The organism is Roseibium sp. 10G30-5, assembly GCF_055809635.1.
In genome coordinates, this window is the sequence record NZ_CM147918.1 from 686,052 (window position 1) to 709,724 (window position 23,673).

At 55.6% G+C, this 23,673-nt stretch carries 21 protein-coding genes, 1 tRNA gene and 7 pseudogenes; 7 read left to right on the plus strand and 22 right to left on the minus strand.

Features of this window, described 5'->3' with window-relative positions; genetic code table 11:
* Positions 1 to 79: 79 nt before the first annotated feature.
* Together AC0L7U_RS03500 and AC0L7U_RS03505 are read left to right on the plus strand one after the other, a co-directional pair.
* Positions 80 to 1,491 (plus strand): annotated as a pseudogene (locus AC0L7U_RS03500) (GNAT family N-acetyltransferase).
* A 173-nt stretch (positions 1,492 to 1,664) separates the two neighbouring features.
* A pseudogene (locus AC0L7U_RS03505) lies at positions 1,665 to 2,094 on the plus strand (HIT family protein).
* A 99-nt stretch (positions 2,095 to 2,193) separates the two neighbouring features.
* On the opposite strand, the gene AC0L7U_RS03510 reads toward AC0L7U_RS03505, so the two are convergent.
* The 5 genes and pseudogenes from AC0L7U_RS03510 to AC0L7U_RS03530 form a co-directional block, all read right to left on the minus strand.
* Positions 2,194 to 2,538 carry an AzlD domain-containing protein gene (locus tag AC0L7U_RS03510; protein ID WP_473693863.1) on the minus strand — a complete coding sequence of 115 codons (345 nt, stop codon included), beginning with the start codon at positions 2,536 to 2,538 and terminating at the stop codon, positions 2,194 to 2,196.
* A complete protein-coding gene (locus AC0L7U_RS03515; RefSeq protein ID WP_473693865.1) occupies positions 2,535 to 3,302 on the minus strand; it encodes an AzlC family ABC transporter permease in 768 nt (255 codons plus the stop codon). The genes AC0L7U_RS03510 and AC0L7U_RS03515 overlap by 4 nt, the downstream gene beginning before the upstream one ends.
* 246 nt (positions 3,303 to 3,548) lie before the next feature.
* Positions 3,549 to 5,956 (minus strand): annotated as a pseudogene (gene clpA / locus AC0L7U_RS03520) (ATP-dependent Clp protease ATP-binding subunit ClpA).
* Positions 5,957 to 5,968: 12 nt separating this feature from the next.
* Positions 5,969 to 6,313 (minus strand): ATP-dependent Clp protease adapter ClpS, encoded by a 345-nt coding sequence (gene clpS / locus AC0L7U_RS03525; RefSeq protein ID WP_473693867.1) that lies wholly within the window; start codon positions 6,311 to 6,313, stop codon positions 5,969 to 5,971.
* Between the two features lie 560 nt (positions 6,314 to 6,873).
* Positions 6,874 to 7,206 (minus strand): phasin family protein, encoded by a 333-nt coding sequence (locus tag AC0L7U_RS03530; protein ID WP_473693869.1) that lies wholly within the window; start codon positions 7,204 to 7,206, stop codon positions 6,874 to 6,876.
* A 471-nt stretch (positions 7,207 to 7,677) separates the two neighbouring features.
* On the opposite strand from AC0L7U_RS03530, the gene AC0L7U_RS03535 reads away from it, so the two are divergent.
* Complete coding sequence (locus tag AC0L7U_RS03535; RefSeq protein WP_473695639.1) at positions 7,678 to 8,913, plus strand: D-alanyl-D-alanine carboxypeptidase family protein; 1,236 nt, start codon at positions 7,678 to 7,680, stop codon at positions 8,911 to 8,913.
* A 45-nt stretch (positions 8,914 to 8,958) separates the two neighbouring features.
* On the plus strand, positions 8,959 to 9,150 hold the full coding sequence (locus AC0L7U_RS03540; protein WP_473693870.1) for an SPOR domain-containing protein: 192 nt from the start codon (positions 8,959 to 8,961) through the stop codon (positions 9,148 to 9,150).
* A 14-nt stretch (positions 9,151 to 9,164) separates the two neighbouring features.
* Here AC0L7U_RS03540 and AC0L7U_RS03545 read toward each other — a convergent pair whose 3' ends face one another.
* From AC0L7U_RS03545 to AC0L7U_RS03560, 4 genes and pseudogenes are all read right to left on the minus strand, one after another.
* Positions 9,165 to 9,341, minus strand: coding sequence for a DnaJ domain-containing protein (locus AC0L7U_RS03545; protein WP_473695641.1), 177 nt, complete (start codon positions 9,339 to 9,341; stop codon positions 9,165 to 9,167).
* Between the two features lie 148 nt (positions 9,342 to 9,489).
* Complete coding sequence (locus AC0L7U_RS03550) at positions 9,490 to 9,852, minus strand: hypothetical protein (RefSeq protein WP_473693872.1); 363 nt, start codon at positions 9,850 to 9,852, stop codon at positions 9,490 to 9,492.
* Positions 9,853 to 9,882: 30 nt separating this feature from the next.
* A pseudogene (locus AC0L7U_RS03555) lies at positions 9,883 to 10,670 on the minus strand (vWA domain-containing protein).
* A 33-nt stretch (positions 10,671 to 10,703) separates the two neighbouring features.
* A complete protein-coding gene (locus AC0L7U_RS03560) occupies positions 10,704 to 11,168 on the minus strand; it encodes a DUF1489 family protein (RefSeq protein WP_473693874.1) in 465 nt (154 codons plus the stop codon).
* Between the two features lie 640 nt (positions 11,169 to 11,808).
* On the opposite strand from AC0L7U_RS03560, the gene AC0L7U_RS03565 reads away from it, so the two are divergent.
* Positions 11,809 to 12,564, plus strand: a complete 756-nt coding sequence (locus AC0L7U_RS03565) for a DUF599 domain-containing protein (protein WP_473693875.1) — start codon at positions 11,809 to 11,811, stop codon at positions 12,562 to 12,564.
* A 44-nt stretch (positions 12,565 to 12,608) separates the two neighbouring features.
* Here the strand turns inward: AC0L7U_RS03565 and AC0L7U_RS03570 are convergent.
* The 7 genes and pseudogenes from AC0L7U_RS03570 to AC0L7U_RS03600 form a co-directional block, all read right to left on the minus strand.
* Positions 12,609 to 13,187, minus strand: a pseudogene (locus AC0L7U_RS03570) (adenylate/guanylate cyclase domain-containing protein); the annotation flags it as partial.
* 1 nt (position 13,188) lies between these two features.
* Positions 13,189 to 13,551: a hypothetical protein gene (locus tag AC0L7U_RS03575; protein WP_473693877.1), complete on the minus strand. Its 363-nt coding sequence runs from the start codon at positions 13,549 to 13,551 to the stop codon at positions 13,189 to 13,191.
* A 272-nt stretch (positions 13,552 to 13,823) separates the two neighbouring features.
* Positions 13,824 to 14,633, minus strand: coding sequence for a YdcF family protein (locus tag AC0L7U_RS03580; protein WP_473693879.1), 810 nt, complete (start codon positions 14,631 to 14,633; stop codon positions 13,824 to 13,826).
* 195 nt (positions 14,634 to 14,828) lie between these two features.
* Positions 14,829 to 15,707, minus strand: a complete 879-nt coding sequence (locus tag AC0L7U_RS03585) for an aldo/keto reductase (RefSeq protein WP_473693881.1) — start codon at positions 15,705 to 15,707, stop codon at positions 14,829 to 14,831.
* Between the two features lie 218 nt (positions 15,708 to 15,925).
* Positions 15,926 to 16,798, minus strand: coding sequence for an aldo/keto reductase (locus AC0L7U_RS03590; protein WP_473693883.1), 873 nt, complete (start codon positions 16,796 to 16,798; stop codon positions 15,926 to 15,928).
* 192 nt (positions 16,799 to 16,990) lie between these two features.
* Positions 16,991 to 17,607, minus strand: a pseudogene (locus AC0L7U_RS03595) (ATP-dependent Clp protease proteolytic subunit).
* A 384-nt stretch (positions 17,608 to 17,991) separates the two neighbouring features.
* Positions 17,992 to 18,366, minus strand: a complete 375-nt coding sequence (locus AC0L7U_RS03600; RefSeq protein ID WP_473693885.1) for a VOC family protein — start codon at positions 18,364 to 18,366, stop codon at positions 17,992 to 17,994.
* 351 nt (positions 18,367 to 18,717) lie between these two features.
* On the opposite strand from AC0L7U_RS03600, the gene AC0L7U_RS03605 reads away from it, so the two are divergent.
* A complete protein-coding gene (locus AC0L7U_RS03605; RefSeq protein ID WP_473693886.1) occupies positions 18,718 to 19,206 on the plus strand; it encodes a MarR family winged helix-turn-helix transcriptional regulator in 489 nt (162 codons plus the stop codon).
* A 170-nt stretch (positions 19,207 to 19,376) separates the two neighbouring features.
* On the opposite strand, the pseudogene mgtE reads toward AC0L7U_RS03605, so the two are convergent.
* From mgtE to AC0L7U_RS03630, 5 genes and pseudogenes are all read right to left on the minus strand, one after another.
* Positions 19,377 to 20,793 (minus strand): annotated as a pseudogene (gene mgtE / locus AC0L7U_RS03610) (magnesium transporter).
* A gap of 311 nt (positions 20,794 to 21,104) precedes the next feature.
* Positions 21,105 to 21,362: a hypothetical protein gene (locus AC0L7U_RS03615; protein ID WP_473693888.1), complete on the minus strand. Its 258-nt coding sequence runs from the start codon at positions 21,360 to 21,362 to the stop codon at positions 21,105 to 21,107.
* Positions 21,340 to 21,717, minus strand: coding sequence for a hypothetical protein (locus tag AC0L7U_RS03620; protein WP_473693890.1), 378 nt, complete (start codon positions 21,715 to 21,717; stop codon positions 21,340 to 21,342). Before AC0L7U_RS03620 ends, AC0L7U_RS03615 begins: the two co-directional genes overlap by 23 nt.
* A gap of 196 nt (positions 21,718 to 21,913) precedes the next feature.
* Positions 21,914 to 22,000: transfer RNA gene (locus tag AC0L7U_RS03625), tRNA-Leu, on the minus strand.
* A 154-nt stretch (positions 22,001 to 22,154) separates the two neighbouring features.
* On the minus strand, positions 22,155 to 22,421 hold the full coding sequence (locus tag AC0L7U_RS03630; RefSeq protein WP_473693892.1) for a FliM/FliN family flagellar motor switch protein: 267 nt from the start codon (positions 22,419 to 22,421) through the stop codon (positions 22,155 to 22,157).
* 137 nt (positions 22,422 to 22,558) lie between these two features.
* Between AC0L7U_RS03630 and lipB the strand changes: the two genes are divergently transcribed.
* Positions 22,559 to 23,332, plus strand: a complete 774-nt coding sequence (lipB, locus tag AC0L7U_RS03635; protein ID WP_473693894.1) for a lipoyl(octanoyl) transferase LipB — start codon at positions 22,559 to 22,561, stop codon at positions 23,330 to 23,332.
* 39 nt (positions 23,333 to 23,371) lie between these two features.
* Here lipB and AC0L7U_RS03640 read toward each other — a convergent pair whose 3' ends face one another.
* Positions 23,372 to 23,629: an acylphosphatase gene (locus AC0L7U_RS03640; protein ID WP_473693896.1), complete on the minus strand. Its 258-nt coding sequence runs from the start codon at positions 23,627 to 23,629 to the stop codon at positions 23,372 to 23,374.
* Positions 23,630 to 23,673 lie beyond the last annotated feature (44 nt).

Below are 23,673 nucleotides of genomic sequence, written 5' to 3' on the forward strand. Positions count from 1 at the left end.
TGCGATGAGAGGGAGACACACTACACTTTAGAGTGTGTGGCTCCACACGTCCCTCCTCTCACGACGAGTGTAATGCACCATGCCTTCAGGTGATACGTCCCAGACTGATCAAGCCACCCCGCAAGACGCTGTTTCCGATGCCGAAACAACTGTTCACCTGCGCCTCATTCCATCGCTTGCCGATATTCCCGAGGCAACTTGGGACAGTGTCGCCAATCCCGGCTTCTCGCTTGGACCACGCGGCGAACTGACCCGTATGACGCTTGCGGAACCGGATGCGGAATTGCTGCAAGCATTTGGTGAGCTACCTGAATCAGGTTATGAAGAAAGAGACTTCAACCCCTTCGTTTCCCATCGTTTTTTAAATATTCTGGAAGAATCTGGTTGCGCCACAACCGAGACCGGCTGGATGCCACGCCATATTCTCCTTGAAACGCAGGCTGGTGATCTTTGGGCCGCAGCACCTGCCTATATCAAGAGCCACAGCCAGGTGAATATGTCTTTGACCATGGCTGGGCCGATGCGTTTTATCGCGCAGGCGGTGAGTATTATCCCAAGATCCAGATTTCAGTTCCATTTACCCCGGCAACCGGACGGCGGTTTCTGACGCACCCCTCCATTGACCGGGTCACGGCCGTGCAAGCACTGGCCTCCGGGCTGCAACAGGTTTGCCAGAACAGTGGCGCCTCCTCCGTTCATGCCACGTTCCTGACCGAGGAAGAATGGACCATTCTGGGTGATGTCGACTATCTGCAACGCACCGATCAGCAGTTTCATTTCAACAATCCAGGCTACAAGGACTTTGATGGATTTCTTGCCGAATTGAACTCGCGCAAACGCAAAGCCGTCAAGAAAGAACGTCGCGCGGCTCTCTCTGCCGACATTGAGATCGAATGGCTGACCGGCGATGACCTGCGCGAAGAGCACTGGGATGCCTTTTATGAATTCTATATGGATACTGGCGCGCGCAAATGGGGCCGCCCCTATCTCAACCGCAAGTTCTTCTCGCTGATCAACGAACGCTTTGCCCACCGCACCTTGCTGATCATGGCCAAACGAGAGGGGCGCTATATCGCGGGTGCCTTGAACTTCATCGGCTCCGACACACTGTTCGGGCGCAACTGGGGTTGCACGGAGCGTCACCCCTTCCTGCATTTCGAAGTCTGCTATTATCAGGCGATCGACTTTGCCATCGCGCGCGGGTTGAAGCGCGTTGAGGCTGGCGCACAAGGCGAACACAAACTGGCGCGCGGCTATCTGCCGGAGACCACTCATTCAGTTCACTGGATTGCTCACCCCGGCCTGCAAGATGCGGTGCGTGACTATCTGGAGCAGGAGCGCGAAGCCGTCAGTCTTGAGCAGGAATATCTGGGCGAGCACAGCCCGTTTCGCTCACACGACAAGACAACCCAGACCCATGAGGCAAAGCCAACAACGGACGACGACACAGCAGAAACCGACATGACTCAAACTGTCAAAACGACGGATTAAACCGCTGACAAGACTCACGCTTTCCTTGTCAGAGCGTCGGCGCATTGAATCACTTTGTGAACTTGCTCTCGCAAAGGCACATTGACCTTGCAGGATGCCGCAACGGGTCGCTATTCTGCGCTCCAAACCGGACTAATCCGGATCAAGCGACACGTTCAGGAAAGAGCCACTCAATGGGTGCAGAGCCTTACGATACCGACAACATCTTTGCCAAAATCCTGCGTGGCGAAATTCCAAGCCACAAGGTCTACGAAGATGACAAGACCTTTGCCTTCATGGACATCATGCCGCGCGGCGATGGTCATTTGCTGGTAATCCCAAAGGCGCCCTCGCGCAATCTGCTGGATATTGACACAGACGATCTGGCCGCTGTCGCAAAGACAACACAAACGTTGGCCCGCGCCGTCATGAAAGCCTTTGAGGCCGATGGCACATCGGTATTCCAATATTCAGAGACAGCAGGCGGCTATGGAAGTGTTTCACACGCATTTCCACATCCTGCCCCGCTTTGACGGCATTGCCCTGCGTCCGCACACCGGAGATATGGCCGATCAGGATGTGTTGGCACAGCATGCAGAAAAGATCCGCGCTGCGCTGGATTGATCTGCGGCACACACGCAAGCCTTCCCGCCTCTCGTCAGAGCACAGCCCGTTCTGTGGGTGTGGGAGGCGCTTCTCTTTGGTTGAAGCGTGGAAGCGTACTCATACCCCCAAAAGCAACCATCCGCCGATCAAGACAATCTCCCCCACCAGAACGCCGACAATGACTTTTTGCCGGACAGCAAGAAAAGCGGAGAAACCACAGACCGCCGCCAACAAGCGCAGCCATGTCGGTGTTTCAGCCAAGACCCCGTTAGGGTAGAGAATCAGCTTGGCAATCACACCTGCGACCAGCGCTGTTGCCACACAGCGAACCCAGATGAAAATCTCGCTGTCTTCGCGCAGTCGACCGCCCGCCAATACACCAAGCCAACGCCAGATGTCCGTTGCCAGCCACCCGGCAACGAGGATCATCACATAAGGCCACCACCACGCATCATGCATCATGCGTGCTCCTCTGCCCGGCGACGCAAAAGACGTGAGCCAATATAGGCGAATGTTCCGCCAGCCAACCCTGTCCAAAGAAGATCGAGACCGGGCACCCAGACGTAAAACACCGGCCCCAGCACGAGGCCAACGATCATGGCGATCTTGTCGGCAGACAATCGGGCCGCGCCCCAAAGCGAACAGGTGAAATAGATCGGCGTCAGCAGAAACAGCCCGCCTGCAAGCACCTTCGGCATATGATCAATGGAGACATAAGCCACGCCGGTCATGCAGAAGACGAAGCTCGTCAGCGTGATGCCAAAGCCCGCAAAAAACGGCAGGCGCACGGCACGCGGCATATTCGGCAAGTTCTTCATGGCAAAAACCCAGGCCGTCACCGCGACGAAATGCGAGATCAGCAGCAATTGCCATTTCGGCGTCCCGGGATCATCGCGGCGTACGATTGGCAGCAGCGCCATGGTCATCGGCATAAGACGCACGGACGCCAACGTGACAGCAACAGCCGCAGGGATCAGCCCGACGCCGCTCGAAATGGCACCGGTCAGCACCACCACAGATGGCAAAGCCCAGACAAGACCCACCATCATCAATGTTTGCGGCAGATCAAGACCACTGTTTCGGGCAAGCCCGGCATAGCCAACAAAAGCTGCCGTCAGAATCAGCGCCGGGATCGACACAGCCGAACGAGCACCTTGAAAAAACGCGGCGGTGGCAGACGAAGGTGTTACCGGATCTGGCGAGGGAGAAGCAGGTGATGATGGCATCGTGGAAAGATCAATCCCGGGTATGGTCAATCTGCAATTTCAAGCCACTCGGAGAGGGCGCCAGATCTTCTCAAAATATGACTGCAAACATGTCCAAAAGCAGCAATCCATGGCTTCACGATTTTAACACTACAAGACGTTTCTATTCGCACGGAGAAACGCAACGCTTGCAAGGCGCGGGAGACCATTGGACACAAAAAATGGGCCCGGAGGCCCATTTTCTCAATCACATACAAGGGAGTGAACTCAATCTTCCGCCGCAGAAACTTCCGTTTCCACCTTGCGCGAGCCTTTACCCGAACCGGATGACTTGCTCTTGCCTTTTGCCTTTTTGGCCGCCTTCTCGGCACGCTCAGCCGCAGGACGGTCTTCGACAGTTTCAAGCAACAACCCGGCATTGTCCTCGGACACCGAAACCTTGACCATGCCACCCTTCTGCAATTTGCCGAACAGCACCTCGTCAGCCAATGGCCGCTTGATATGCTCCTGGATCACACGCCCCAGCGGGCGAGCCCCCATCTGGCTGTCATAGCCCTTGTCGGCCAGCCACTGCACAGCTCCATCGGTCAGCTCGAAGGTCACATTGCGGTCTGCCAACTGGACTTCCAACTGCATGACGAACTTCTCGACCACGCGGTAGACGACTTCCTTCGGCAGGTTTGCAAACGGAATGATCGCATCAAGACGGTTGCGGAACTCCGGCGTGAACAGCCGGTTGATGGCTTCCGAATCCTCCCCTTCCCGGCGCAGGCGGTTGAAGCCGACTGGCTCCTTGGCCATATCAGACGCACCCGCATTCGTCGTCATGATGAGGATGACATTGCGGAAATCGACCTGCTTGCCATTGTGGTCCGTCAGCTTGCCATGGTCCATCACCTGCAACAGGATGTTAAACAGATCCGGATGAGCCTTCTCGATTTCGTCAAGCAGCAGCACGCAATGCGGATGCTGATCCACGCCATCGGTCAACAGCCCCCCCTGATCAAAGCCAACATAGCCCGGAGGGGCGCCTATGAGACGCGATACCGTATGCCGCTCCATATATTCCGACATGTCGAAACGAATGACTTCCACACCCAGCGATGAAGCAAGCTGACGCGCAACTTCGGTCTTGCCGACACCGGTTGGTCCCGAGAACAGATAGCTGCCGATCGGCTTGTCCGGCTCACGCAACCCTGCACGTGCCAGCTTGATGGCCGCCGACAATGTGTCAATGGCAGCGGACTGACCGTAGACCACCCGATTAAGGTCGGTCGACAGGTTAGACAGGACTTCCGCATCATCCTTGGACACAGTCTTCGGCGGGATGCGGGCCATGGTGGCAATCGTGTTTTCGATTTCCTTCACGCCGATAGTCTTGCGACGACGACCTTCCGGAATGAGCATTTGTGACGCACCCGTTTCATCCAGCACGTCAATGGCTTTGTCCGGTAACTTGCGATCAGCAATGTAGCGGGCTGACAGCTCAACGGCCGTGCGGATCGCATCATTGGTGTAACGCACCTTGTGGAAGCTCTCAAAATACGGCTTCAAGCCTTTGAGAATATCGATTGCATCCGGGATTGACGGTTCGTTGACATCGATCTTCTGGAACCGACGCACAAGTGCGCGGTCTTTTTCAAAGAACTGCCGATACTCCTTGTAGGTCGTCGAGCCGATGCAGCGGATGGCCCCCGACGACAACGCAGGCTTCAACAAGTTAGAGGCATCCATCGCCCCACCTGAAGTCGCTCCGGCGCCGATCACTGTATGGATCTCGTCGATGAACATCACCGCACCAGGATAATCCTCGATCTCCTTGACGACCTGCTTAAGGCGCTCTTCAAAGTCCCCACGGTAGCGGGTTCCGGCCAGAAGCGCGCCCATGTCGAGCGAGAAAATGGTCGAATCCTTCAAGACCTCGGGCACATCGCCCTTGACGATGCGGAAGGCCAGACCTTCAGCAATCGCTGTCTTGCCAACGCCGGGATCACCGACGAACAACGGATTGTTCTTGGACCGCCGACACAGGATCTGGATCGTGCGGTGGATTTCGCTGTTACGACCGATCAGCGGATCAATCTTGCCGGCAGTCGCCTTGACATTGAGATTGACGCAATAAGCCTCGAGCGCATCGGTTTTCATCTTTGCCTTGGGATCGGCTGCACCGCTGCCCTGAACAGCTTCCTGTTCTTCTTCGCCTTCGCTGATGCTTGCTTCGTCACCCAGGTTCGGCCGCTTGGCAATCCCGTGCGAGATATAGTTCACAGCGTCGTAGCGCGTCATGTCCTGATCCTGAAGGAAATAGGCTGCATGACTTTCACGCTCGGCAAAGATAGCGACGAGCACATTGGCCCCCGTCACTTCTTCACGACCGGATGACTGGACATGAATGACAGCGCGTTGGATCACGCGTTGAAATCCGGCTGTGGGCTTGGAATCTTCGTCCCCATCGGTGACGAGGTTTTCAAGCTCCGTTTCGATATACTCCGTCAGGGACCGGCGGATGGCATCGACATCAACGTTGCAGGCTCGCATCACGGACGCTGCGTCCTGGTCGTCAAGAAGTCGCCAGGAGCAGGTGCTCCAGAGTGGCAAATTCCTGCTGACGCTCATTGGCGTAAGCAAGCGCCTTAGTGCAGGGCTTTTTCGAGACTGCGGGAAAATGATGGCACGTGTTCTGTCCCCTATTTTTTCTCCATAACGCATTGCAGCGGATGCTGATGCTTACGGGCAAAATCCATGACTTGCGTCACTTTGGTTTCGGCGACTTCGTAGGTAAAAACCCCACACTCTCCGACCCCATGTTGATGGACGTGCAACATGATCTGGGTTGCTTCTTCCCTATTCTTATGGAAGAAACTTTCCACTACGTGAACCACGAACTCCATGGGTGTATAGTCGTCGTTTAAAAGAAGCACACGATACAGATTCGGGCGCTTCGTAACGGTCTTGGTTCTGGTAACGACGACAGTACCCGCCCCATCATCGTCGTCTTCAAAATCACCACCGCCGGACATCTTCAAACCCATTCTTCTATATTGACTCCTGAAATCCTAATTTAGCAATCGCCGCGTCGCAGTTAAAGACCGTTGCAGCAGACCACCCGAATTCGTGACAGGAAGCTTTTGAACCCTTGCCGGGCTTCGCTTTGAAATTGGCTTCAAACTCCTCAGAGTTACGGCCAATTGCTCTTTCTTCGTTACGATAGATGTAGGGCAAATCAGATCAATTAAAAGGCCTGTCAAAGCCCTGCACAACGGATTTCCGCGATCAAATCTTTTCAATTCGCAGGTTGTTCGACCCAAAGTGGCAAGGCCTGAACATTTCCCCGTGTGGTCACCTCTGAAACCAGTTGATCGCCTCGCCAAAAATCGCAATCCGGCCAGAGCCGCGCCGTCAAACCATGCTGGTGAATCACAAGCGCCATCAATTTCGTGTGTAGGACGCCAGACACGGGTCGCCACCGAAACACAAAACGCCGGAGAGATCATAAGGATCTGCTCCGGCGTTTTGAAACTCAATTGCAAATCACACCAACAAGCCTGGCTAACCGCCCTGCCCGTTCAGGACCTGTTGCAAGGCAACAGCATCAAGCCTTGCCAAACTTGCCCATCATCTCTTCAAAAGGCTTATAAGCGCTCTTGGACGCATCGACGTACATTTCGCCGAGCTTCGTCATCTCGCCAACCAGGTCTTCATAAGAGGATTTCACATAGTCGGAATGCGTCTCGAAGGCGGTATCCAGAGACTTGGCAGAGGCGAGCTTCTCAACGGCAGCGGTGCCTTCTTCAAAGGATTTCTTCTGAAAATCAGCCATTTCCACAGCGATCGCCTGAAAGCCTTTGCTCATGGTGCCGAACGATTCCATCGCCCGTTCCATGCTTTCTTTGCCCATCTTCTGAAATTCGTCGAAATTATTCATAAGCTACTGCCCCTCATACGCCGCGTCCGGATCTGCATGCGTCTGGCACGTGTCGGACGATGAAACTTCCCTTACGCAATCGATGGTAGGTGGAGCACGTCCAAAGTCAAGATTTTTTTGCAATGCAGCAATTCACCAACAGGTGACAGTGGAAACAAAAAAATCCCTCCCCCAATTTGACGTGGTCAGAATCCGAAACCGCCTTCCATTGGGCGAAATTTGGCTGATTTTGCACCAAGCCCTGCCATTATTGGCAGAACACGAGATTTTTACTTTTGATTAACCCTAACTAAAATCAAAAGAATTTCGAAAATTTGACCGCCACCATTTACTCGCGCTTAACTGCGTTTCCAGCAAATTGTAAACATCAAAGCGCGCCGTTGGGTCGCTTCGCCCCGATTCAGATCAGGGCAGCGGGTTTAGCGACCGGTAATAATATGCCCCAAAATGGGATAAGTATCTGTGTTTAGTATGCGTTTGCCTCGCGGTTACAAAAGCCTCACCCTTATTTGCAAGGCAGCAGTCGTCTTTGGCCTCCTTGCCGGGTCCGCAACTGCGGCCAGTGCAAACTCCAAGTACTCAGGGATTGTCGTCGACGCAAAGACCGGCAAGACCCTCTATTCGTACAAGGAGGATGTTCACCGCTTTCCGGCCTCGCTCACCAAGATGATGACCTTGTACATCCTCTTTGGCGAACTTGAGTCGGGCCGCATGACATTGGACACACCCATGAAGGTGTCGCGTAAAGCGGCGGGCCAAGCACCGACCAAGCTATATCTCAAGGCAGGGTCAAGCATTGATGTCCGCACTGCCATTCTCGGACTGGTGACGAAGTCGGCAAACGACGCAGCCGTGGTGATTGCAGAAAACATCTCTGGCTCGGAAGCCAAGTTTGCCCGCCGCATGACCAGCACTGCACGGCAGCTCGGCATGTCGCGCACGGTCTTCCGCAATGCCAATGGCTTGCCTAATCGCTATCAGCACACGACCGCACACGACATGGCGCGCCTCGGTATCGCCCTGCAAGAACGCTATCCGCAGTATTTCAAGTATTTCAACACCCGCGCCTTTCATTACCGGGGCCGCACCTATCCGAACCACAACCATTTGCTGGGCAAGGTCAAGGGCGTCAACGGCATCAAGACCGGCTACACCAACGCCTCCGGCTACAATCTGGTCACCAACGTCGAACGCGACGGTCGCCATATCGTTGCCGTTGTCCTGGGCGGTCGCACTTGGCGCTCTCGTGACCTGAAGATGCGTCAGTTGATCGCCGACTACATGCCCAAGGCCAGCCGCGGCACCAAGACGGCTCCCCTGATTGTTGCCTCAGCGGATACAGCTCCCGCCATCAATGCGGCACGGTTGAAGAACCCCCCTCTTCCGGGCTTCAAGCCAGGTACGCAAATTGCAACGCTCAAGACAACGGCACCGACGCCGAAAGATGAGACGGTTGCGCTTGCTCTGGTGTCCACAGACGACGACAACGACCAAACGGATCCGACGACACTGGTGACGAGCTCCATTCCACCGATCCCACCGAAGGTCGTTCGCTCCCGCGTGGAACGCACGTTTGCAATTGCCGGCATTACGGCCATTCCGGCCAGCATGCCCGCCAAGGCAAGCACACCAGCCACGGATCCTGCGCCAACAGTTCAAAAAACGGCCTCTGCCACGCCGACATCCCCTAAAGCGGACCCGGCCTGACAAATCCAGATTGCTGCTGCTGAAAGTGAAAGTGGCGCTTTGGCCATGCTTCAGAAGGCACAGACGAAAGTTCCCTCCACGCTTGCCTCGACTGTACCTTACACCGAACCGGTCACGTCAAATGGACAGACCCTCTACCGGGCCCGCTTCGTGGGCTTTGATACCCGAACGGCTGCCCTGAGTGCTTGCAAAAGCCTCAAACGCAAGAATTTCTCTTGTTATGCCATCTACCAGTAAACGCGCAACGGATGTCATCTATGTCTTCTGAGAAGCCTGTCTTTAGCCTCGTTGAGTTTCGCAGCCAGCAAAGTGCTGCCGCCCCTGTCGGGATGCACCCCGATCATCAGTCGCCGGTGCGCCGCAATGATTTCCGCGTCCCCGGCGTCGGGCGTAAGCCCAAGGATCTCGTAGGCCTCCTGATCTGCCATGGAGCTCGCGCTCGCCGCGCGTCCCTGCCGATCTGCTCGATCCGCCTCGAAGTCTTCACGCCATCCGGGCAGCCTGCGGTCGAGGTAGGCTTCGATTAAGGAGCGGCTCTGCTCCTCGTTCGACACATCATCATGCAGCGCGCGAAGATCATCGCGCGTCAGGGCATCCAGGCTGACGCCCCTCAAACCGTCCCGACAACACCGTTCCCGCGATCTGGCCCGTCCCCAGATCAAGCTCCATATGAAAAAAACGGGTTCGAACTTCAGAAGTTCCACCCGGTGCCGACGTGCTTTTGCGGCGATGCCTCGCGGACCTGTTGGAAAAGCTCCAGCCCAAGAGCGACCAACCAAGGGCAATCAACGGCAAAGCGAAGGTAAGGCGGCGCAGCAGCAACAACCCGAGCCCTGCCAGCAGCAGGAGCACACCAGCGAAACGGCGCAATGCCGGGACCAGCTTGGCTGGGTCAGCTGTCTGAAACCTGTTCAGCGCAAACGCAAACAAGCCCAGCACGATACATCCGAGAAAAAGAAAGCCCATCTGCTACTTCAGTTGTTGGGTCAAAAGACGCACCTGAGGACCGGCATGGCGCTCAAACTGAACCAGCGCCTCGCGCCCCCCTGAGGCATAGACCGCAATCGCCCGCAGAAGCAGCGAAAGCTGATGCGCGGATCCTGCATCAAACGAACAGAATGCCCCTTTCGTCAGGCGCGCGATTTCCTGAAGGTCTGACGTGCGGCGGGATCGCGGCCCTCCTGAAACAGAAACACTGGTACGCCATGCAAGGCCAACTCTCCGGCCTTGGCGCACAAGTCATCTGCATTTTCTTCCATGCAGTCGCCCACATAGACCAAGGCGGCAACCTTGCCGGCACGCGCCTCCTTCAAGGTGGCCGACAAAACCTTGCCGATCTGTGTTTTCCCGCCCCGGCACGAAATGCGGCTCATTGTCTGCGCCATGGCCTGCCCGTCCTCAAACCAGCGCGACGCACGACATTCGCCAAAGCCGCGAAAATACACCAACTTCAGTTCGAGCCCGTTGTGACGCCCGGCCTCCTCGAACATCTCAGCCTGAATATCGCAGGCCTGATCCCACGTCGGCTGGCGGCTCATCGTGGCATCCAGAGCAAACACCAGGCGCGCCGACGGCCCATCAGCTGCGTTATGTGTCTGTCCGGCCTGTGCTGTCAGTGCGGTTGCCTGATTGAGAAAGGCATTGATCTCATTGGAAGACGACACGGCAGACGGCATCGACGGCGGAGTGTCAGAGACACTCGAACCAGCCTGCTTCACGTCAGGTGCTGAGGGGGCATTTTTCGACGGTCGTGTCATGCGATACGGTCTCCCTTGCTTATAAGTTGACCGTCATCGCGAGAAAAACAAGAGCGCGCCTCTCAGATGAGACAAAGCTCCGCCAAGGCCAAGGCGCATGTCGTCGGGCAAATCATCCTGCGCGCCGGTTGCTCCAAGATCAGCTGGTGCATCGGAAGGCTTCAAATAGCGCCAGCCCTGAAAGGGGCGCTTGGGACGGGACTTGGTGAGAATCAATCGAGGTTCCAGCACCAGATCGCAGCGCTTCACACCAGCTTCATCGGTAAAGGGACGAATATCGATAAGCATCTGGCGGGCCTGAATCTTGCCCTTGATCACCCAATATAGCGCACCGCCCTTGAGCAATTCCTCTCGCCGGGTTGGCACCATGCGAGTGGTATGTGTTTGCTCGGCCGGTAAACCAAGCCGTCTTTTTTCATCTTGCCGGAAGTCGATCGACGCCTGAAGGCTTTCGACACTGTCGACGCCCACACACAATTTGAGAAGATGAAGAGCCATTTGTTTGAAGTAGCAGGCTGGCAGGTAAGGTCAAGAAGAAGTGACAGGCTGAAGATTTATGCACAAGCGGCAAGCTGTGCATCGAATCGACGCCTGAAACCAATCCAGCGCGTTCAAAGATTTTCACGGTTCACCTGAGGGGTGGAACCTGACCGGCCGATCACGATTGAAGGCACCGTGATACGGCCTGACCGAATTTCGCTCCCCAACCCCAATGAGGTTCGGGGGACTGTCGTATCCTATTTTCTGGACGCGACAACCGACTGAGATGTTTGCGAAGCCCCACTCACGTCACTAAACAGCAAGAGCAGCGCAAGAGCACCGCCGAGAGCCAACACCGTCCATGCGGTGACACTCCAACAGGACTTTTGCATGTCTTCGTCCATGAACCCTCTTTTCCGATCCGTATGCACAGCACCTGCAAATGCGGGTGCGTTCGATAGAGGCGAGCGTTTAACTTATTGCTAATAAAACCGCAAGGACTAAAAAAGAGTCCAGTCAGGCGGACATTCTTCACACGGCTTTCCACCGAAAAGAACCGCCTAAGCCCTTCATTTCGATAGGCAACCTGTACAGTTTATCCTTGGAAGAGATTGCATCCGAAAAAACGCTCTCACCGCTCCAAACAGACTGAGGCACCATGCTGTATCTGACGGTTTTCGATTATCTGGCAATCTTTTGGTTTATAGTGGCCTGGGTTGGCTTCAACATCGCCGTCGAATTGAGCCCATTGAAGCGGCACACGCTGTCTCATGATATGGAAGATTACCGACGCCTGTGGATGCGGACCATGTCGCTGCGCCCTGTCCGTATCATGGACACAGCAATCCTGTCGGGCCTACAGCGCGGCACGGGATTCTTTGCCTCAACGGCGCTGATCGCCATTGGTGGCACCTTTTCCCTGCTCAATTCGGCCGAAACCATCATGGATCTCGCCAAGGAACTGTCGATCCCTCTTGAGCAGAGCAGAAGTCTTTGGGAAATCAAAGTTTTGGGGCTGATGCTTATTCTGGCCTATGCCTTCTTCAAATTCGGCTGGGCCTATCGTCTGTTCAACTATTCAAGCATCATCATGGGGGCAGTCCCCGAAGTGACGACTGACAATCGTGAGACAGTCATGTCCTTCGCGGATCAGGCGGCCGAATTGAATATTCTGGCCGGCCGCCACTTCAATCGCGGTCAGCGCGCGTTCTTTTTCGCAATCGCGTTCATGGCCTGGTTTGCAGGTCCCACTTCTCTGGCGGCAACAACGCTGGCTGTTCTCTGCGTATTGTTAAGGCGCCAGTTCTCGTCAAGATCACGGGCAGCTGTCAGATCCGGCCGCAGCTTGATCTTGTTGACCTTGGAGAGTTCCGGCGCGAACACGGATACAGGATCATCAAACCCCTTCACGTGATATTCGCCCTGAAAACCACAGTCACTGCCGCCACGACAGGCCAGAAGGTTGGCAACTGCGTCTGAGACCAGCAGATCCTTGTTCAGATCCTTCGCCAGACCGGCAATGCGCGAGGCCATATTGACCGTTGGGCCGATGACGGTGAAATCAAGCCGCGTGGCGCTGCCCACATTGCCGTAAAACACGTCACCTGCGTGAAGGGCCATACCAACACCAACCTTTTCGGCCAGCTCATCACTGTATTTACCGGAAAGCTGAGAGATCTTGTCGCGCGTCATCTCGGCCGCCAGCAGGGCACGCTTGGCTGCTTCATGGGATTCCTCCTCCGTATCATACGGAAAAATCGCCATGACCTCATCGCCAATGAACTTCAACACTTCGCCGCCATGGCTTTCCACCGCATCGCTCATTGCCCCGAAGTATGCATTGAGGAAGTTGATCAGCACATCGGACGGCAAACGGTTGGAAACGGGCGTAAAACCACGCAAATCGGAAAAGCTGACGACAGCCTTGATGCGCTCACCTGCCCCACGCACGATGGACCCATTGAGCACGCGACGCCCGGCGCGCGGCCCGACATAGGTATTCAAAAGCGTTTCCGCAGTGCGGCGCAGCGTCGCCATCTCACACACAATCCCAAGTGGGCGCGTGATGGATCTCGAAAACCCGAATATCGCTATCGCTAAAGCCACCTTCAGCGCGGGAGGCAAAGGAAATGACCTTGATTGTGCCGTCGGAAAACGGCATCGGCAGAGCAATATAATCGACATACCCCTGCTCTCGCAGGTCGCCGATAATACCGTATTCCTCGCCCTCGGGCTGCGGCGCTATGCGACAACGCACCTGCACACGGTCATAGACAACCTTGCGCACAGAGCTGCGCTCATATTCTTTCTCGCGCTCGTTGGTCGCAGGATAATGCACCAGTTCGCGTTGGCCGCAGGACGACCAGACCGCCGATTCGGCGCGCACATTGGGATGGAGCAAAATGATGGCCGTCGACGTTCGGTCAACGGGGACCCCCTTTGATCAAACGTTGCGACAATTTTTCGATTAAGCTCAGGGTGTCGTTGCCTCCAATGGCCTCGGAATAGAGCCATTCTACAACATCAGCAGCGACAACTGGGGCTTCAAACACCATAGCAATGGTCCTTGCCTTTGATTGACCCATATTTGGGTTACTGCGTACGCATTACAAGAAGCGAAATTAGGGCGAGACTGTCAATCAGGTCAGATTTGGCATGCCAACCTGACAGATTTTACAGTTTTGCATCGGGTTTCGGAAACACCGAGGTACTCCTGCCGCGTACCTTGTAAGACAGGAGGCCCAACCATTCCCGCACAGCGGTATCGAACCGCTTGAGACCATCCGAAGCGCCTGAAAAACCGCTTTTCTGGTGGTTGTGACCGGTGGTCCGCCAATCCACTGGATAGGGGATCAGAGACGGCCAGCCGACTTGCCGAAACGTGCCCATGGCTCGCGGCATATGATAGGCTGAAGTGACAAGCAGCCAGCGTTTGCCTGTCTGCGCGCCAATCAGCTTTTTAGTAAATACGGCGTTTTCAAACGTCGTGCGCGACCTGTCCTCCAGAATCACGCGCTCACGAGCAACTCCAAAGGCTTCGAACAATTGCCGCGCCCCGTCCGCTTCGCTGGTAGCCCCGCCAAAAAGCTGGGCATTCCCACCGGAGTGGATGATCGGGATGTCGGGAAAGCGTCGCGCCAGTTCGGCAACCACCGTCAGACGTTCCGCAGCCAGGGTCAAAGCCACCTGCTCGCGGGCAGCCATGATCCGGGTGTTGATACCGCCGCCCAAGACCAGAATCCCCTCCGGTTGAAGGGTCGCCTCGTCGGGCGGTGGAAATCGTTCTTCGAGGCGCACCATCAGCACATTGGCGAGGGGCGACAATCCAATAAGAGCAAGAGAAAACGCGCAAACTGTCACCAGTGCACGTCCGACATCAGCAATTGGCGTCCAGAGAAGGACACTTCCCGCCACCAGAAAGAACACGAAAAAATTCGAGGGGCGAACGAGGAAATGTAAAAACTTCAAGAGCGGAAATGGCATGAAGACGGTCAAAACCCTAACCTTGGAGGCACGATTTACACCAAAATGCTGCGCTGCGCCATATGCGATTGCAACAAAATGCCGCACCTGTGCAAAAGTAAAAGGCAATGTCGATGCCCCTTGCAGCACAGTCTGCCCACGCCTCGACACAGATCACATCATGCCAAAACCGCAACGTACCTCGTGTTCCTGCGCTTAATCCGCATCCCACACCAGCGACACAGGCGCGCTGACACGACGCCCATCCGGGTCGCTGAGATCCGAGATAGCCTTCATTTCGACCATGTTCAGAGAAAACGAAAAGACATCAATATTGGCCAGAAGTCGATCCGGCGTGCTGGTTTTCGGGATTGCAAAAACGCGGTTCTGCTGTACCAGCCAGCGCAACGCAACCTGAACTGGCGTCCTGCCGTGATGCGCTGCAATTTCGCGTATCACGGGATCATCGATCACCGTGCCATGCGCCAGCGGCTGATAGGCGGCCAGCATCATATCGAGGGCGTCACAGGCTTTCAAAACGGCTTTCTGCGTCAAATAAGGGTGGTACTCGACCTGATTGACTGCCAATGCTCCCGAGGCCATCTCCTGCGCTTCGACCATCATGGCACTGGTAAAGTTGGACACGCCGATGCCCCGTGTCAGCCCCTGCTTCTGAGCTTCCAGCAGTGCACCAATTGTTTCCGCCAGTGGCACGTCTGCATTGGGCCAATGCACCAACAGCAGATCAACATATTCCATACCCAGCCGCTTCAGACTGGCGCGTGTCGAGGCGAGAAAGTCATCATGTCGCAATTGGTCATGCCAGACCTTCGTTGTCACGAAAATCTCGTCACGCGCAATTCCCGAGGCCTCGATGCCCTCTCCAACCGCGTCCTCGTTTTCATAAAAGGCTGCTGTGTCGAGATGTCGGTAGCCAATGGCCAGCGCATCAGTGATGACCTCTGCGCCCGCATCTCCCTTGAGGCCATAGGTGCCAAGGCCAATCACTGGAATTTTCAGATCGCCATGATAGCGAAACAGCATATCAGCCAGATCACCCGGCCGTCTGACGAAACTGCGCTTGGTATCCGACATATGCTTCTCCTCGTCGGCGCACCGATCGGACGCCAGATTGTCGCCCATCGTATCGGCGAGATGGGCCTATCCTTGATGCATTGCGACAGACATTCAACCCCAAGGCTTCACAAAGGCGCTCAACGCAGGATCACCCGGCGACGGGCAGGCCAGCGACCGGGCGAAAACCCGGTCGCATTGGATTCATTTTGCCAACTCTTCATGACAAGAGATTGATATTATACAGGATCCCATTCATATCCCGAACTGCCATTAATGTTGCGCCCGGACGGAGTTCCCAAACCGCTGATCAGGGACATTTCGTCCTCGCCCAATTCAAAATCCAGAACCTCCAGATTCTGCTTCAACCGTTCGGGATTGGCGCTCTTTGGAATAGCGACAACGCCTTCTTGCTGAATGAGCCAGCGAATGGCCACCTGAGCCGCCGTGCGGCTGTGCTGGGTGGCAATGTCTCTTAGCGTCTCATTGTGCTGAACTGCCCCACCGGACAACGGCTGATACGCCGTCAACAACATGTTGAGATCCTGACAGGCCTGCGACACCGTTTTTTGAGACAGCATCGGATGGTATTCCACCTGATTGGTAACGATATGGCCCTTGGCAAGGGTCTGGGCTTCCCGCATCAGATTACTCGGGAAATTGGAAACACCAATGCCACGTGTCAGACCCTGTTTCTTGGCGTCCAGAAGACCGGCGATGGTTTCTTCCAGAGCAACGTCCTTGTTGGGCCAATGGATCAACAGCATGTCGACATAATCGGTGTCCAGTCGTTGCAGACTGTCCTTGATGGCCGTAACGACGCCATCGCGATGCATATGATCCTTCCACACCTTGGTGGTCAGGAACAACTTTTCTCGTGCAAGGCCCGCATCCTTGAGACCCTGCCCCACATCCCGCTCGTTGTCATAGGCCGCAGCAGTATCAACATGGCGATACCCCATATCGAGAGCGGCCTTCACGGCTGCACGACATTCGTCTCCCTTCATTTTCCAAGTGCCTACCCCCAAAACGGGCATCACCAGATCCCCCTGATTGACGGAAGGAAAATCGAATGGATTTTGGGTCGAAAGAGTCACTGCGAGCTCGCTCATATCAGTGTTCCTTCTTTTTGCATGGGAAGCTCAAGCCGATGAGGTCCTTTGCAGGACATTCAATATCATCGGCGGCGGTGTTCAGAAAACGCCGACCCGCTTTTCAAGTTCCGCCCTTCGCACGCAAAAACGCCGGAGAATGCTCTCCGGCGTTCTGGATCTTTTCATATGAACGTCCACGAGTCCGGCAGATTAGCCGAGTTCGCTCACGTTGCTGACGATCTTGCCCACAAGACCATAGGACAGGCCCTCTTCCGGGCTCATCCAATAGTCACGGTCGGTGTCTTTTTCGATACGCTCGATCGGCTGACCGGTCGCTTCGGAGAAAATCTTGTTGAGGCGATCCCGCATCTTGATGATTTCATTGGCCTGGATCTCGATATCCGTTGCCATGCCACCAGCGCCACCAGACGGCTGATGAAGCAGGAAGCGGGTGTTCGGCGTGCAGAAGCGGAATTCCTTCGGCACGGAGACATAGATCAAAGCCCCGGCACTGGCGACCCAGCCCATGCCAAGAATGCGAACTTCAGGCGCAATGAACTTGATGGTGTCATGAATCATGTCGCCGGATTCCACATGGCCGCCATGGCCGAAGACACGATAACGGTAATCGGATCATTCGAGACCCTGGCCAAAGCCAGAAGACGGGAGCAGATGTCGCGCGCCATTTCCTGATTGACCGGCCCGGTGATCAGCACGGTCCGCGCGTCAAACAGATGCTTGTCGACCTGGATGGACGGCTGGCTCTTTGCCTTTTCGTCTTCATCATCGTCGAGATGAGCGGGCTCGTTCGTCGAATAATTTTTCATGCGCTGGATGTGCTCCATTGACTGTTTGCCGGCGCGCCTGCCGGTCGGTGTTATTCCATGTGTATTCGATGCTGGCTCGGGTCGCAAATCGAGATGTGACCCCACATCGGAAAAACCGTCCTGTCTTGCGCCATATGGGTTAATTAAGTCTGTGTGCAACCGTTACAAGACGGCACAAGCTGACCGCTAACCCGCGCCTGCCCCGGGACAGCCGCCAACAGACCTTCAAACACACAACCGCCAGACAGGAACCAATCGCGAAGGTTTGCTCGTGTTGTCTGCATCCGGCTCACTTGCAGCCAGATCTTGTTTGCGACGGGACACTGATCCCTTTACCGCATGTTGGGCCAAAGCGGTGCGGCTGCAAGCTCAAGCACATTTCCGTCAGGGTCGTTGAAATACAGGCTGCGTCCGCCCGCAGGCCAATCTACCGTACTGATGATCTCGCACACCGCAAGCTTCCAGATGGTGATGCCACGCTTCAAGATCTTCAAAGCCGATCCGGAAGGCAAAATGGGCATGACCCTGGCTGCCATGTCCCGGAATGACGCCCCCCTCAGTGTCGAGATCCGGAGCCGATGTCGACCGGTCGAACAAAAGCAACACCTGATTGGGCGCAACATCATAGGCCACGAGCCGCTCACCACGCCCCATGGCGCTTAACCCCATCACGGTTTCGTAGAACGCCTGACCTGCGGCGTAGTCATCCACATAAACGGGTGTTTCCAGAATACCTTGCAAGGCTGGTGGCTGTGTCATCTGACGTTCCTCGTTTCAATTCATCAGCCTATCAATCAGACCTTGGCCGGCTCACTGCAAGGCCGAGTTGCACGCCTTCCGTCCACTTCCCCGCCTCTTTCATCCAATCCCCCTTTCCGGCAGTCTTGACGGTTGTTCGGCAAAGGCGTATTTACATCTCCACCGATTAGATCGACCACGATTAAATCAGGTATCACTCTAAAATACGCCGTGGGTTAAAGTCTCAAGCGCCTTGAGCGCCCTTCGTCTGACGTTTCTCTTGGCGCCTGCCGCATCATCACCGTCAGCCCATTGATTGGGCAGAGGGGGTCGTTGCCGCAAACCCACGACCCGAAATGAGTTAAGACCGACATGACAGATGCCCCTTCTTCTTCCAAGGCCCTGACGCTCGACGAGCTTCTGTGCTTCTCGCTCTATTCGGCCACCCACGCCATGCAGAAGGTCTACAAGCCACTGCTGAAAGAGATGGAGCTCACCTATCCGCAATATCTGGTGATGGTGATACTTTGGGAGAAAGATGGCCTGCTGGTGCGCGAAATCGGCGAACGACTGATGCTGGAATCCAACACACTGACACCATTGCTGAAGCGTTTGGCCGCCAACGGTCTGGTCACCCGGACCAAAGACGCAAGAGACGAACGCCAGACGCATATCAACCTGACCGCCAAAGGCCACGCCTTGCAGGCTCGTTCCGAAGAGACGACACGCTGCGTGTTCGCCGCCTGCAACATGAGCGTCGACGATATCGGCAAACTGCAAAAGCAGATCATGGACCTGCGCGAAACTCTTCTGGGCAGCGTCCGTAGCGCACGCGATGTTGTTGAACCAACATCCGCCTGACCGGCTGCATTTCTCAATCTAACACAAACATCAGCGCAGCAGCTTATTCTGGGCAAGCGCGTAAGCTTCGTGCATCCCTGAAAAGCTAGGACGACCCTTAGGTGATGCCCTCATAAATGCCAGCAGACAGGAAAGTCCGCGCCGACCACTTGAAGCGCATGTATGCCCCCCTAAAGCGGCAGATGGAACCAGCTTGCCGCAATGCCGAGGAAGGCCAGAAAGCCGATAACGTCGGTAACTGTCGTCACAAAGACCGTCGAAGCCAGTGCCGGATCGACATTCAGACGGTGCAGGCCAAGAGGAATCAACAGGCCTGCCAGACCGGCAAACAGCATGTTGACGACGATTGACGACGCAATCACCACGCCAAGGCCGGGGTTGGAAAACCACACCCAGTGCCGTGAGCCCCATGATCAGCGCCAGCGAAATGCCATTGAGGAAACTCACGAACACTTCACGACGTAGCACCCGCCACATATTGCGGGCATCCAGTTCCTGCGTGGCAATACCGCGCACGGCGACCGTCATGGTCTGTGTACCGGCATTGCCTCCCATGGAGGCAACAATCGGCATAAGCACGGCAAGCGCCACCATGGACTGAATGGTGCTTTCAAACAGCCCGATCACGGTGGAGGCCAGAACAGCGGTGAGCAGATTGACGACAAGCCATGTCAAACGCGAACGCACTGTCCGCATGACGCTGTCCGACATTTCTTCATCACCCACCCCGGCGAGGCCACGCATATCTTCTTCGGCTTCTTCCTTGATCACATCAACGATGTCATCAACGGTGATAATCCCGACCAGACGGGCATTTTCATCCACAACAGCGGTGGAGACAAGATTGTAGCGCTCAAACCGGCGCGCCACTTCTTCCTGATCGTCGGTGGCTTTCACCTCATGGCGGGTTTCCGTCATGATCGACGTGATCTTTTCATCGCGTCCGGTTCTCAGCACCCTGTCCAGCGCAACGGCGCCAAGCAGGTGGAACGATGGGTCGACCACATAGATCTCATAAAAATTGTCCGGCAAATCGCGTGCTTCGCGCATGTAATCGATGGTTTGACCAATCGTCCAGAACGGCGCAATCGCAATAAACTCCGACTGCATGCGCCGACCGGCGCTCTCTTCCGGGTAATCAAGCGAGCGCTGAAGCTGGGCCCTGTCGGCATAGGGCATATCACGCAGGATCTCGGCCTGATCCTGAGCATCCAGATCTTCAAGGATGTAAACGACATCATCGGAATCCAGATTGACCAGATGGCCGGCAATCGCCTTGTTGGGCAAGGCCTCCAGCAGCTTGACACGAACCCCTTCATCGGTCTCCGTCAGTGCCGTAAAGTCAAAATTATCACCAAGCAGGCGTACAAAATCGGCGCGCTCGTCTTCCGCCAGCGTTTCAATCAAGGCGCCGGTGTCTGCTTCATGCAGATCTGCCGTCAGCTCCTGAAGTTCGACACTGTCTTCCGCCTCAATCGCCGTCTCCACCTGCTCGATGAAGTCCGGGTTGAGGTGTCCCTCCTCATTACGCACTGGAATGAGGGTTTCGGCCGGGATGTCCTCGTCGTTAAGGAACTGTTCCGCCATATTATATCCCCTCGCTCACATTCTGGAGGTGTCGTTGGCCCACAAGCGCAGCCGACTGCGCCAAACGCAACCCTACCACCTGCAAACACTCTTGTTATTTCATGATCCCATCGATTTCTTCAAAAGGATTTGCGATGCACCCGCCATCTTTTAACGAAAAAGAGTTGCCAGAGACTTTGCAGCACAGTGCAGGCACAGCCGCGCCTATCGAACAGACAACCGTTTGACGACATAAGAGTTTCATCAGCAAGGCGCACCGTGGCTTTGGGAGCCCCCCTTACAACGGAAGGACCCACTGACGCCCGACGTCTTCAACAATCAAAAGCGGAATGATTGCTCCGGAAAAAATGGCTTTTGATCTGATTGGTGAAATAAGAATCTGCCTGATACAGAACATGCGCACCGCCCTTGCAGGCCTTGAACAGCTTGTAGCCACCAATGGCACCGCGCGACTGGCTGGAAATGGCCATGACGCGAACCTCGATGCTGTCAAACGCTTCGTGATCGGGAATACTGTCATCAGCGAGCTGCACCCGCTTGGCCATTTCACTCAGCGAGCCAATGTCCAACAGGCCGCCATGGCGCAAGCGGCCCTCTGTTTGTCCGCGACAACGGACGCTCGACGCTATCCTCCCGAACTTCCTCCCGCTCTGTCACCACAGCACAATGGCTGCCATCGGCCGTCTCCAGCGTTGCCGTGATCTGCTGAATGTAGATGGTGTCGTTGCCCATATTGGTGATGATGCAGCGCGCGTTCTGCCCGGCGGCAGCTCCCAGATCAATGTGGATCTCATTGCGCGATGACCGAATGAAGCTGACCAGAAAGAGCTGCAGATAGACACCCCATATCAGAGCCGAGATCAGGCCCGTGACCGCAGAGATGATACCGGAATATTGGTTGATCACCGATAAGAACTCGCTCACAGCCACATCTCCTCCCCATACACAAGGTTTTCTGCCTTTGACCAAGATGCACAACGCAACATCACAAGACGTCGGCACATAGTCAGAGGGAAATGAAGGATAGCTGCAATCGTTCCGCTGCGTACTTTGAGACGCAGATACAAAAAAACCGGCCAGAGGCCGGTTTGTTCTTCAAAGCTTGAAGCTTTTGTCTGAATGGTGCGGTCGAGAAGACTCGAACTTCCACGGGTTTTACCCCACAGCGACCTCAACGCTGCGCGTCTACCAATTCCGCCACGACCGCATATTCAGTTTTGCACCGCCCCGTATCGCGGCGACCGGCTCCATGTAGCAAAAGGGTCTGAGCAGCGCAACAGATTATTTGGTTTTTATACACAGGCAGACGTGACGCCGCGCGTTGTCCACACAACCCACTCAGAATACTACAACTTTTCCGCTCAAAGCGGTCCCGTGGTGCGCATCGGCCGCATATCAGCCGGACGCATGAGAACTTCGGTAATCGAGACACCGATACGCTCGCCCAGAAGAACCACCTGCCCCATGGCAACAAGCGTCTTGTTGGCATAGATCCTGACGTCCTCGTCTTCCTTGACATCCAAATCGATCACCGCGCCACGCCCCATGCGCAAAAGCTGATGCACCGGCATTTCCGATCCGCCCAGCACCACAGAAATATCGACACTGATTTCATCAAAGGTAGTCATTCGAGATTTCCGCCTATATGTGTGTCTTGTGCCAGCCACGCACATCTTGAGTGGCAAAGCCTAACACGCCTCGACAATCGAACAAATCCACAAGCGCTTCCAGCGCCCGAAACCGCACAAGTTAACGTATCAGACCCATGACGGATTCCCAACAGCCAGCCGCCCCTGCTGCCGCGCCAGCCAGCCCAGATCCGACCGTGTCCCGCCAGAATCGGGACAGCCTTGTCGTCGATTTCTTCCCGCGCATATCTGCGCCGCCGGTTGAATGGGCAATCTCGGACACGCCGGTCGATTATGATGTGGCCACCCGCCTGATGGAGGAGCGCGTGGCGCAGATCGCAGATGGAACTGCGTCGGAGCGCGTCTGGCTTCTGGAACACCCACCGCTTTATACGGCTGGCACAAGCGCCCATGATGAAGATCTGATCACCCCTGACCGCTTTCCTGTTTATCACACCGGTCGTGGCGGCCAGCACACCTATCATGGCCCCGGACAGCGCGTTGCCTATGTGATGCTCGATCTCAAGCGGCGACAACAGGACATTCGCGCCTTCATCTCAGCACTGGAAGCGTGGATTATCAATTCCCTGTGGGCCTATCATGTGCGCGGCGAGCGGCGCGAAGACCGTGTTGGCGTCTGGGTGCGTCGCCCAGATCGCGGCGCCACGGTTGAGGACAAAATCGCCGCGATCGGCATTCGCCTGCGCAAATGGGTCACATTTCACGGCATCAGCTTCAACGTCGATCCGGATCTGAGCCATTTTGGCGGCATTGTGCCTTGCGGCATTTCCGAACACGGCGTCACCAGCCTTGTCGACTTGGGATTACCCGTGACGATGGAAGACAATGATCTGGTGATGCGGGCAGAGTTTGAGAAGATCTTCGGCAAGACACATTCCGTCGACGTGTAACTCGCATGGCCCATCCAGGAGGCGTCACACCTGTGTATGTCAAACAGTCGCAAGGCGCTGAAATCCTGTGTCTGCCGGCTTGTCGGTTGTCTGCACCACGACATCTGACACACGAGCCAGTCGCGGGCCTTTACGCAACAACTCCAGCATGTCGTCGACAATAGCGGCCGGACCAGAAACAACCAGTTCCACTGTGCCATCCGCACGGTTGCGCACCCAGCCCTGAAGCTGGCGAGCCTCAGCCGCGTCCGCACACCAGTGCCCGATATCCGACCCCCTGTACCCGTCCGTGAACACGCACCTGCACGCACTTCAGATCGCCAGTTTCTGTCATCACGTCG